The 11,045-nt window shown below is 60.4% G+C and carries 8 protein-coding genes and 1 rRNA gene (1 of these 9 only partly in view); 4 read left to right on the top strand and 5 right to left on the bottom strand.

Annotated features, from left to right (window positions below; all coding sequences use genetic code 11):
- The 4 genes from BP737_RS07420 to BP737_RS07405 form a co-directional block, all read right to left on the bottom strand.
- Positions 1 to 470: ribosomal RNA gene (locus BP737_RS07420) — 16S ribosomal RNA — on the bottom strand; its annotated part reaches 439 nt to the left of the window's first position; the annotation flags it as partial.
- A gap of 980 nt (positions 471 to 1,450) precedes the next feature.
- Positions 1,451 to 2,194 (bottom strand): segregation/condensation protein A, encoded by a 744-nt coding sequence (locus BP737_RS07415; RefSeq protein WP_292407672.1) that lies wholly within the window; start codon positions 2,192 to 2,194, stop codon positions 1,451 to 1,453.
- A complete protein-coding gene (gene smc / locus BP737_RS07410; protein WP_292407669.1) occupies positions 2,187 to 5,630 on the bottom strand; it encodes a chromosome segregation protein SMC in 3,444 nt (1,147 codons plus the stop codon). Before smc ends, BP737_RS07415 begins: the two co-directional genes overlap by 8 nt.
- Before the next feature lie 18 nt (positions 5,631 to 5,648).
- Positions 5,649 to 6,290, bottom strand: a complete 642-nt coding sequence (locus BP737_RS07405) for a DUF7518 family protein (RefSeq protein ID WP_292407666.1) — start codon at positions 6,288 to 6,290, stop codon at positions 5,649 to 5,651.
- Between the two features lie 327 nt (positions 6,291 to 6,617).
- Here BP737_RS07405 and glyA point away from each other — a divergent pair, with 327 nt between their 5' ends.
- The 4 genes from glyA to cofE are packed head-to-tail and all read left to right on the top strand — an operon-like array spanning position 6,618 to position 10,331.
- Positions 6,618 to 7,889: a serine hydroxymethyltransferase gene (gene glyA / locus BP737_RS07400; protein WP_292407663.1), complete on the top strand. Its 1,272-nt coding sequence runs from the start codon at positions 6,618 to 6,620 to the stop codon at positions 7,887 to 7,889.
- The gene (gene folD, locus BP737_RS07395; protein WP_292407660.1) at positions 7,886 to 8,737 is read left to right on the top strand and encodes a bifunctional methylenetetrahydrofolate dehydrogenase/methenyltetrahydrofolate cyclohydrolase FolD; all 852 of its coding nucleotides are present in this window, start codon (positions 7,886 to 7,888) and stop codon (positions 8,735 to 8,737) included. The genes glyA and folD overlap by 4 nt, the downstream gene beginning before the upstream one ends.
- Positions 8,713 to 9,528 carry a dihydropteroate synthase gene (folP, locus tag BP737_RS07390; RefSeq protein ID WP_292407657.1) on the top strand — a complete coding sequence of 272 codons (816 nt, stop codon included), beginning with the start codon at positions 8,713 to 8,715 and terminating at the stop codon, positions 9,526 to 9,528. Before folD ends, folP begins: the two co-directional genes overlap by 25 nt.
- On the top strand, positions 9,525 to 10,331 hold the full coding sequence (gene cofE, locus BP737_RS07385) for a coenzyme F420-0:L-glutamate ligase (protein ID WP_292407654.1): 807 nt from the start codon (positions 9,525 to 9,527) through the stop codon (positions 10,329 to 10,331). Before folP ends, cofE begins: the two co-directional genes overlap by 4 nt.
- Here cofE and cofC read toward each other — a convergent pair.
- On the bottom strand, positions 10,257 to 10,904 hold the full coding sequence (gene cofC, locus BP737_RS07380) for a 2-phospho-L-lactate guanylyltransferase (RefSeq protein ID WP_292407651.1): 648 nt from the start codon (positions 10,902 to 10,904) through the stop codon (positions 10,257 to 10,259). The genes cofE and cofC overlap by 75 nt on opposite strands.
- Positions 10,905 to 11,045: the final 141 nt, after the last annotated feature.

The raw sequence follows: 11,045 nt of genomic DNA, 5'->3' as shown, positions 1-11,045 counted from the left end.
CCGGTGTTACCGCGGCGGCTGGCACCGGTCTTGCCCGGCCCTTTCTTCAGGTGTGTTTTAGACACCTGGACAGCCTGCATATACAGGCACTCGAGGTTCCCTTATCACGGTTGCCCGCATTGTAAAGTTTTCGCGCCTGCTGCGCCCCGTAGGGCCTGGATTCGTGTCTCAGAATCCAACTCCGGGCTCTTGCTCCCACAACCCGTACCGATCACTGGCTTGTTGGGCCATTACCCCGACAACAACCTAATCGGCCGCAGATCCATCCTAAGGCGTCGGAACTTTCGATTACAGAGCATTCCAGCATCTGTAGTCTATAGGGTATTATCCCCAGTTTCCCGGGGTTATCCCCTTCCTTAGGGCAGGTTATCCACGTGTTACTGAGCAGTACGCCGAGGGCCGAACCCTCTCGACTCGCATGGCTTAATCGAACCCCGATAGCAGTGACCTCTGGCAGGATCAACCAGAATTTGGAAGTATGCACACTACTAAACTTGGGAGGAATTAGCGGTTACTGAACAAATTTCCGCATTGCCAATGCCAACGTCAGAATCAACCCGCGTCATGCGCGGTCGCGTTGATTCTCCATCAACAGGGAAACAATGTTTGTCTTACGAGTATTTAAACATTGTCTCCCTGCATCAGATTCAAGTTTGATGACTTGAACCATCATTATCCATCCGGGAGGCAGGGAAACCCGGCTTGAACCGGTTCGCCTCACCCGTGCGAGATTAAATGTTTATGCGTTCCCACATATAAACATTTGTTTCGCACAGAGATCCGCTCCGGAACCCCTGTGGGGTCCCCGATTCGCCCCGATCTTGAGAACCACAATATTTGCGCTTTATCGCATATAAACATTGTGCCCCCACGGGGGGACGAACCGGAAATCCCTCAAACACCCCCGATCTGGCACCATCAGACCCACCGGTTTTCACCGGGGACCGGCATGCCGTGCGAGGAATTATGTTGGGCTTCCAGAGATATAAACATTGTCACCCGCATCAGACCCAAGCCAGAACTTGAGTCGTCACAACGGTTGAAGGGACAGAAGGACCAGACCACCCGGAAAGGGCTGCACGATCCGACGTCCTGACAACACAGCCCTACAATGTTGTCATCAATGATATATTATTGTTTCCCTGCTCCGTCGGATCCGAGCATCCGGCTCGGACCCCCATGAACGTCGGAAGCCCCGGACATTCTGCACAGGAATGCAGAATCAGGCTCGGAATTTCCTTCCGACTTGACTATAACATGTTATCCTCGGTGGTATTTATAGATTTACCCCAGATCCACACAGAAAGCAGGTTTCAGTTGCACGCTCACCCCGGACCGCCACCGAACGGGGCAATAACATATAACTGAAAAACAGATGGTGCCCGCGCGCGCAGACACCCGGGCCCCTGCCGAAGGAATTCCTTACGGCACCCGCACACAAACCAGCCAGTCAGGGGGACGCTTCGGTGCCATGCTCGGGAATGTGGTCGCCGACGTAGATCTCACCAAAGAACTCATCCTGCCAGAGAGCGAGTTTTCCCTCAAGCATCAGGAACAGGAGCGGGATGTAAACCTCGCGCTGGGTCCACCCCATTGCACCGGACAGGCCGTCGAGCGTCAGGACACTCCCCTCCCGCATAGCCCGCTCGAACTCTTTCATCACAGCCGGGACTGCCTTCTGGTAACCCTCATCATGCGCTACCGCCACAACATCCCCGGCGTTGAGGTTGAGATCCGGTTCCCGGAGCGCCGGAGTTCGCCTCCGTTGCTTCCGACGCTGCTCCTTTTCCGCCGTTTTCAACTGCTTGATGAGTTCATAGAGCGTGACCGGCGGACGCTTGCGCAGGCTTTTCCGGTCCAGACGCCGCTGGATCTCCCGCTCCAGACGTCCCATCGGTTCCCTCTCGTCGCCGGGCTCAAAATCAAAGTCCGGGTAGGAAAGAGAATCATCATCCTCTTCCTGTAACGATCCCTCATCCTCGTCATCATCCCACCCGTCAAGATAATCCGACTTCAAGCGCAACAGACACGCAGCATAAAAGAGCGTCCGCCCCGAAACCCGCAGGTCAAGTTCCTTACGATGGTCGAGTTCAGCGAGGAACCGATCCGTCACATCCACGATATCGATATTCCAGGGATCGACCTCCCCCCGCTCGGCCATGCCCACCAGGATCTCGACCGGTTCCTCATCCATTGTTCTGCACACCGGTCACGTAGGTACTCTTATCCTGGCGGATCGTCACGCCCACAATACGGTCGGCGCGCTCGATCATCGGTTTACGGAGCGAGACAATGATCGACTGTGCGTTCCCCGTAAGATCGCTGATCATGGCGGCGATCTTGCCGACATTGTTCCCGTCGAGGAACATATCCACCTCGTCCAGCGCATAAAACGGCGCGGGCATGTACTGCTGGATAGAGAAGATGAACGCGAGCGTGGTAAGCGACTTCTCGCCCCCGGAGAGCGCGGAGAGAAGGTGGACCTTTTTATCCCGCGGCTGAACCGCAAACGTCATGCCGCCGGCAAACGGGTCTTCCTCGTTATCAAGGACCAGTCTCCCGCTTCCATCAGTCAGCCGCGCGAAGATCCTCTGGAAGTTCGCATCAATCGCGGAAAACGCCGTCATGAAAGCATCGTACTTCATCTTCTCGTATTTCTCAATCCGTTCAAGAAGCGTCGCCCGCTCCCGCGAGAGCACCTCCTTTTTCGCGGTCCGTTCCTCGACGCGCGCACTGACCCGGTCATACTCCTCGATCGCGAGCATATTCACCGCGCCGATCTTTTTGAGCGCACGCTCGGCCTCAGCAATACCCGCATCGATGGCGGCAAGGTCGAGGTCGGTCTCCACATCGCCGGCCTGCTCCCGGAGCGCCTCAAGTTCCACAAGCAACGACCGCTCACGCTCCGTAAGGGCATCGATCTGCATCCGGGTACGTTCCATCGCACCCGAGAGTTCGAAGGCGTGCTGGTCCAGCACCCGGATCTCGTCGAGGATGCGGTCCCGCTCCGCCTGCAGACCGGCAAGCTCGTCGGAAAACTCCTTGCGGCGCGCTTCCAGCTGAACGATCAGGCGACGCTGGTTCTCGATCTGCTCGGTCGTGGCGGTGATCTCAGCGTCGATCTCCCGATTCTTTCCCTCAAGACGGGCCCGTTCCGCGGCGAGTTCTTCAATACGGTTTGCAAAGTGCTGCCGCTCGCGTTTGGCGTCGGTGATATCGGCGTCTTTGTTCCGGAGCCGGCGCTCGAGGTCCTCAACCGACTTTCGGCAGCCCTCATACTGCTCGGTGAGGCCGGGGACCTCGGTATCGTCGAGTTTCTTCTTGAGGGCGTCGACCTCCGCCGAGACCTGTGCAATCTCTCCGGAGGCTCGCTCGAGATCCGTTTCAAGCCGCGCAAGTTCCTCACTGCCCGTCTTTGCACTCTCGAGCATCTCCCGCAACGTCTCCCCGAGGGTCTGACTCTCCCCGGCGAGCACGTCGGTACGCTTCCGGAACTCCTCCACAAGCATGCGGTAACGTGCAAGTTGTTCGTCGATTGCGCTCCGTTCCGCTCGTTTCGCCTCTGCAGCCACAGTAAGGCGACCGATGGAGGCCTCGACCTCTCCCGCCTCCGCCTCAAGACCGACAAGCGCGGCACGGACCCGGGTGATCTCGTCGTCGACCGCCACGCCGAACCCCCGGATTTTCTTCGTCTGCGTGCCGCCGGTCATGGCGCCGCTCTTCTCGACAAAGTCCCCGTCCAGGGTGACCATCTTGTACCGGCCCATCATCCGGCGCGCCCGCTCAAGGGTGTCCACCACCACCGTCGCGCCGAAGACGACCCGGAACGCGCGGTCGAGCGCCGGGTCGAACTCCAGAAGGTCGACCGCATAGCCGACAATGCCCGGGTCCGCCTCAAGCGGCGAGAGGATCGGGGGACGGAGTTTGTTGAGCGGCAGGAATGTGACCCGCCCGAGGCGGTTCTCCTTCAAGTAGCGGATGGCATCGGCCGCAACCGCATCGGTATCGACGATCACCCAGCGGAGCCGGCCCATGGCCGCTACATCGAGCGCGGTCGCATACTCCGGCGGTGCCCGCCCGAGCTGTGCAACGGTGCCGTGGACGCCATCCATGCCGAGGACAACGTCCATCGCCCTCCCGCCGGCATCGCCCTGCGCCTGCTGCTGCGCTTCGTAGCGCATCAGGCTCTGCTCGTTCTCCCGGATCTCCTTTTTCAGCCGGTCAAGGGCCGAACGCCGCGCGAAGAGCGTACTCTCGGCCTCGGAAAGGTCGCGCTCGATCCGGCGCTTCTCCCCCTCGCAATCCGCCATACAGGAAGAATAGTCCGCGACCTGCGCCTGCTTGTTTGCGAGTTCCTCCTCGACCTGGCGGAGACGTGCCTCCAGGCGCTCCCGCTCCGACGTGCGCATCCGGCTCTTCTCGATGAAGATGTCCTGTTCGTGGAGGATCTTCGCCCGGAGTTCCTTTCTACTCTCAAGATCCTGCAGCCGGGCGAAGAGCTGGTCCTTTACCCCCTCGACTTCCTTGCTCTCGCTTGCGATACGAGCCTCGACCGCCTTCATCTCTTCGCGCTGCGTCGAGAGTTCCATCGCAAGGTTCGCCCGGTCTATCGAGAGATTGCGGATCTGTCCGGCACACTCCTCGACTTTTGCCTCGGCGCGCCTGCTGTCCATGTAGACCCGCTGGACCGCCTCAAGGTTCTCGTCCCGCCCGGTCTTCAGTTGCTCGAGAGTCTTTTCACCGACCTTGATCCCGCCCCGCGCCTCCTCAAGGCGTCCGACAAGTTCAAGATACTCGGGACCGCTCTTGCGGTTGATCTCTTCTTCAACGGCCTGCTGGCGCCCACGCGCCTCGTCAAGGCTTGCCCCGACAGCCTCCGCCTCGCTGGAAGTACGGCCGAACGCCGCCTGCTGATCCGCCACCAGGCTGCGAAGGGCCCCGATCTCCTGCTCCTTCTGGCGAACGAGCGCCGCTCCGCGGCACCGCTCGAGGTGTTCCAGCTCCCCCTGCCGCCGCCGGTACTCTTCCGCCTGTTCACGCTCGTGCTGGAGCGCATCCAGCCGCGTCACCAGTTCGGAAAGGAGGATCTCCTCACGCTCGATCCGCTCCCGCACCACCTCAAGCTCCGAGAACGCCTGTTCGCGCTTATGATCGAACTCGGCAACACCTGCGATCTCGTCGATGATCTTCCGCCGCTCTCCATCGCTCATCTCCATGATGTGGGTGATATCACCCTGCATCACGACGTTGTAGCCCTCCGGCTTGATCCCGATCTTCGCAAGAAACTCGATGACGTCGCTCTGTTTGCAGAGACGGTTGTTTAAGTAGTTGTAACTGTAGTATCCCGTAGGCGTCCGCTTGATCCGGCGGCGTATCGTCGTGCCGTCCGAGAACGTGATCGTCACCTCAGCGGTGTTCTTCCCGGTGTTGACGTTGATTAAATCGGTCAGTTTCTCGGCTCTCAGCCCCCGCGCGCCGGAGAGCGCCAGGACAAAGAGAATACTGTCGATGATGTTGCTCTTTCCTGACCCGTTCGGACCTGAGACGACGGTGAATCCTTCGAAAAAAGGAATTTTCGTCTTTCTGGCGAAAGACTTGAAGTTGTCGATCTCAAGCTGCGTGATGTACAAGGATCAGACTCCCTTCACCTACCGGTCGAGGTCGACCGTGTCATCCTCGTCAGCCTGGATGACGTCGTCAACCGGACGTCTCTTCTGTTCGACGAAAAGTGTCCGTTCGGATGGCCTGCCGCCCTTTCCCCGGCCCTTCACCGGAGCGTTCCCGGATCGGGTACTGGCGACGATATACTCCGAGGGCCTTCTCGTCTCCGGTTTCAGTGTCCCGTCGTTCTGCATGATGAGTTCCATGTCCCCGTCGTCCGGAATGGAGCGGGCCGGCCGCTTTTCCACCGGGCGCGCGGGAGCGCGGGGTTCCGCGGCACGCGACGGTGGCGCGGGTTCGGCACTGACCCGGGGCTCCGCCTGAAGCGTGGCTGCCGTCTTTCTTTCATTGGCAACCACCGGCGTCTTCCGGCGCTCGTCCGCATCGCGGGAGAGTTTCATAGCCACGGACTTCACATCCAGTACCTCTTCCGTCAGGCCTTTTACCAGGGCCTCAAGTTCCCGCACCTTCCGCTCCAGGTCGCGCAAGCGCTCTTCCCCCGCCTCCAGACGCTCCTCGCTCGCCCCCGACGCCCTCGGCTGATCGTATTCCTTCATCGTCTCCATCTCCTTCTCGCGCTCTGCGAGTTCGCGCTCGAGAAACCGTATTCTCGCATCTTTCTGCGCCATTATCTCCCTCAAACTAATCCTTGATAATAGTTACGTAATAATATTACTATAGATCCCTCGAAATGAAGAATTATTACATGTTATCGGGGATGCGACGGATACCGTGAACCGCGGCGACGCAACCGCTGCATTGCCGCCTCGACGCGCGGATTACGGGCAGGTGCCGTCGAGGCTTTTTCCCTCCGCGGCTTTGAGCGGGAAATGGACGCATAAGGGGAGAGTACGTTCGGGAGACGGACCGTATCGCGCCGGTAACACGACGAGGATGAACTCCGTTCTCGATCCTGAAGAAAGACTATTACCTCACCGGAGCAACCCTTTTTCTGCATGTCAAGTCTGGAAAACTTCGATCCTGAAGTCGCAGGCCTCATCGAGAAAGAGCGCCTGCGGCAGATCAACGGATTGGAATTGATCGCCTCCGAAAACGTCGTGAGCAAGGCGGTTCTCGAGGCGATGGGTTCAATAATGACCAATAAATACGCCGAGGGGTATCCGGGCAAGCGCTACTATGGAGGATGCGAGTTCCACGACATCGTCGAGAACCTGGCGCGCGACAGACTGTGCAGCCTCTTCGGAGCGGAGCACGCGAACGTCCAGCCGCACTCGGGAAGTCAGGCAAACCAGGCGGTCTACTTTGCCTATCTCAACTATAAAGACAGGATACTGAGCCAGAGCCTCACTCAGGGCGGCCACCTCTCCCACGGTTCGCCGGTTAACATCACCGGGCGCTGGTACTCCATCTTCCAATACGGCGTCGACCCCGAGACGGAGACGCTCGACTACGCAGCAATCGAGGAGATGGCGCGGATCGTAAAGCCGCAGATCATCGTCTGCGGTGCAAGCGCCTACCCGCGCGAGATCGATTTCAAAGCGTTTCAGGAAGTCGCCGATACGGTCGGCGCCCGGTGCATGGCGGACATCGCCCACATTGCCGGGCTCTGCGCAACCGGGTATCATAACTCCCCGGTCGGGGTCGTCGACATCGTGACGACAACGACGCACAAGACCCTCCGCGGCCCCCGGGGCGGCGCCATCATGTGCAGCAAGGAAGATGCCGCCGCCATCGATAAGTCCGTCTTCCCCGGCATGCAGGGTGGTCCGTTGATGCACATCATCGCCGCAAAGGCAGTCTGCTTCAAGGAGGCGCTGACCCCCGCATACAAGGACTACTGCGGACAGATTGTCAAGAACGCACGCACGCTCGCCGATGTCCTCATCGAAGAAGGGCTCGACCTCGTCTCCGGCGGCACCGACAACCACCTGATCCTGCTCGACCTGACCAGCATCTCCACAAACGGCGAGCACCTCACCGGCCTTGCGGCCGAGACCGCGCTCGGCGAGGCAGGCATCACCGTGAACAAGAATACCATCCCCCGCGAACACCTCAGTCCCTTCGTGACGAGCGGGCTACGGATCGGCACACCGGCCGTCACCTCCCGCGGCATGAAAGAAGAGGAGATGAAGCAGATCGGCCACTGGATCGCCCGGGTCGTCAAGGATATCGCCCGGGACAGGACCTCGAAGAAGGCAATCAACGAAGTGAGGGAAGAGGTTATTGCCCTCGCGAGTAAGTATCCCCTCAACCCAGAAGTAGCATGATACTCGACGGCAAAGCAACCTCGGAGAAGAGGCTCGAAATCCTCAAGGAGGAGATAGAGGAGTCCGAACTCTACCCGCGCCTCGCAACCGTCATCGTGGGCGAAGACCCCGCATCGCAGATGTACGTCCGCATGAAGCACCGGACGTGCGAGCGCGTCGGGATCGGGTCGGTCGGCATCGAACTCCAGAAGGATGCCTCTACCGAGCGGGTGCTCGAGGCGGTCGCACGCCTCAACAACGACCCCGACATCGACGGCATCCTGGTCCAGCTGCCGCTCCCAAGAGAAGTGGACACCACCCGCATCATCGATGCGATCGCACCCGAAAAGGATGTGGACGGGTTCCACCCCTACAACCTCGGGCGGCTTCTCGCCGGAACCCCGGTCTTTGCCCCCTGCACTCCGCTGGGGATCATGACACTCCTCGCTGAGTACGAAATCCCGACCGGAGGACAGCGCGCGGTGGTCGTCGGCCGGAGCATCGACGTGGGAAGGCCCATGGCCGCCCTGCTCCTGAACGCCGATGCAACCGTCACCGTCTGCCACTCAAAAACGGAGAACCTCGAAGACGAGATGCGAAGAGCCGATATCCTCGTCAGCGCGGTTGGGAAAGCAAAATTTGTCAAACCCGATATGGTCAAGGAGGGTGCGACGGTCGTCGACGTCGGTATCAACCACGACGAGCAGGGCAAACTCTGCGGCGACGTCGACTTTGAGGCGGTGCGCGAGCGGGCGGGAGCGATAACCCCCGTTCCCGGAGGCGTCGGTCCCATGACAATCGCGACGCTGATGGAGAACACCTTCCGTGCGGCCAGGCTAAGGACATGCTGCAACACCACTGTACGGTAAACCATCTCCGGATCGGCGGCGACGCGCCGGTTCGCCTGATGGGCATCATCAACTGCAGCCCCGAATCGTTCTACCGGGGCTCCTACACCCCGATAGGGGGAATATACGACCGGGGCCTCGCCATGCTTGAAGCGGGCGCCGATATGATCGACCTCGGAGCGCGGAGCACGGCCCCGGGCTCGCGCCCCATCACCGTCGCCGAAGAAGAGAAACGGGTGGATGCAGCGCTCTCGGAACTCGACGGGACCGGGATTACCCTCTCGGTGGACACCCGGTATCCGGAGGTGCTCGAGGTCTGCCTCCGCCATGACATCCATGCGATAAACGACATCTCCGGCCTTGCCGACGAGCGCTACGCGAGGCTGGTCGCCGACTCCGGGCTGCCGGTATTCGCGATGGCGAGTTTCAAGAAGCCCGGCGATGCCGTCGGGCTTGCCGCAACGCTCTCGGCACTCGAAACCGTCGTGACACGGTGCGAGAGCCTTGGAATCGACGAGTACGTCCTCGACCCGGCAGTCGGAGGATGGACCCCGGAGCGGACGAGTGAGGACGACTGGGAACTCTGCCGGAATTTCAAGGCGTTTTCGGCCTTCGACCGCCCGGTGCTCGCCGCAATCTCCCGAAAATCGTTCATCGGAAACCTGCTTGCCCGGGTTCCCGAAGAGCGGCTCGCGGCCACGCTCGCGCTCACGACGATGCTGGTGGACAAGGGAGCGGCCATCGTGCGGAGCCACGACGTGCGGGAGACCGCCGACCTCCTACGGGTCTATGAAAAGATGAAGCAGACATGACGGCACCATCATTCCATGTATACGGCCTTGCGACCCCCCTGGTCTGTTCGGGGGACGATATGACGGCCCATATCCTTGCGGCCGCCGAATGCTCGGAGTCCCGGGGCCTCCAGAGGGGGGACATCGTGGTCGTTGCAGAGTCCGCCGTAGCCACCGCCGAGGGGCGGGCCAGAAGGCTCACAGACATCAAGCCGTCGGCAAAAGCCATCCAGCTCGCCGAAGATTACCGGATGGACCCCCGCCTTGCCGAGGTGGTGCTCGGCGAGAGCGACCGGATCGTCGGGGGCATCCCCGGGTTCCTGCTCTGCATGAAGAACGGCACGCTCCTCCCGAACGCCGGGATCGACGCCTCAAACGCTCCGTCCGGCTCCGTCCTCCTCCTTCCTCTCGACCCGGATGCATCCGCCGCGCGTATCCGTGCAGCGATCGCCGCACGGACGGGAGTGGACGTCGGCGTCCTCATCGTCGATTCCCGGACGCACGCGATGCGGCTCGGGTGCAGCGGGGTTGCCATCGGGTGTTCGGGCATCCCCTCCGTGCTCGATGAACGCGGGAAAAAAGACCTCTTCGGCCGTGAACTCGAAGTCACAAAGCGGGCGGTGGCGGACTGCATCGCATCAGCCGCCGAACTCGTGATGGGAGAGGCCAACGAGTGCATCCCCGCGGTTATCGTGCGGGGGCTCGGGCTTCCCGTCGGCGACTACGCCGGGATCGCCGCCATCGACGCTTCAGAGTGCCTCTTTATGGGCGTCGCGCTTCACGCCGACCCGTCCCTTCTCGTCGATGGCAAGAGAGAACCCTGACTCTTCCAGGAACTCCCGGCTCTTTCTTCCCCTCCCATGGATGAGGATCTCGACCAGGTCCTCCTTCTCATCGATATCGGTCGACATCCGGAACGAATCGATCACTTCGACGGAGAAGCCGCACTCCCCGGCGACACGGAGGTGATCGAGGAAACTTGCGCCGTAGAAGTCGGCGTGGAAGCATCGCGGTTTCTTTAAGAATATGACGTTCGTCCCGCCGCCCCGGCCCGGCACGATGGACATATCCTTCTCGGTGCGGATCAGCCGCTGGATATCCCCGGCCGTCACCAGGGGAAGGTCGGCCATGATGATGAGCGCCGGACAGTGGAACTGACCGAGCGCCCAGTTGATCGCATCGTTCAACGACTCTTTCCGGACGGCAATGAGCGCGTTCTCGTATTTGAAGGGGTGGGTGCAGAGCAGGGTGGCGCTGCACCCCGACTTCAGCACGGAGGCGATCACGTCTCCAAGCATCGCCCGGGCGAACGCCTCACGCTCTTCCTGGGTGAGGATGCAGGAGAGGCGTGTCTTGGGGTTCGTAGGCTTAAAAGGAATGAGCGCGTGAAAGTACATTGTGAATCGGTTGTCGGGACACTCTCAAAAAGGCATCGTTACGGATGCGTCGCATAAAACCCATATCACTTGTCTTTAGACAATTTTATTGTAGTATCGCTTCGGACGCACCCGAGAGATCGCTCCCTAAAGTTCATGTCG

Source organism: Methanoculleus sp. UBA291, assembly GCF_002499755.1.
Lineage (GTDB): Archaea > Halobacteriota > Methanomicrobia > Methanomicrobiales > Methanoculleaceae > Methanoculleus > Methanoculleus palmolei.
The sequence above is the reverse complement of the archived record's forward strand: the minus strand, read 5'-3'. Positions and strand labels throughout refer to the sequence as shown.

Bases quoted from the DNA above. Each gene is read 5' to 3' on its own strand.
- BP737_RS07415 (WP_292407672.1), bottom strand. From the start codon at position 2,194: ATGGATGAGGAACCGGTCGAGATCCTGGTGGGCATGGCCGAGCGGGGG.
- BP737_RS07405 (WP_292407666.1), bottom strand. From the start codon at position 6,290: ATGGCGCAGAAAGATGCGAGAATACGGTTTCTCGAGCGCGAACTCGCA.
- glyA (WP_292407663.1), top strand. From the start codon at position 6,618: ATGTCAAGTCTGGAAAACTTCGATCCTGAAGTCGCAGGCCTCATCGAG.
- folD (WP_292407660.1), top strand. From the start codon at position 7,886: ATGATACTCGACGGCAAAGCAACCTCGGAGAAGAGGCTCGAAATCCTC.
- folP (WP_292407657.1), top strand. From the start codon at position 8,713: ATGCTGCAACACCACTGTACGGTAAACCATCTCCGGATCGGCGGCGAC.
- cofE (WP_292407654.1), top strand. From the start codon at position 9,525: ATGACGGCACCATCATTCCATGTATACGGCCTTGCGACCCCCCTGGTC.
- cofC (WP_292407651.1), bottom strand. From the start codon at position 10,904: ATGTACTTTCACGCGCTCATTCCTTTTAAGCCTACGAACCCCAAGACA.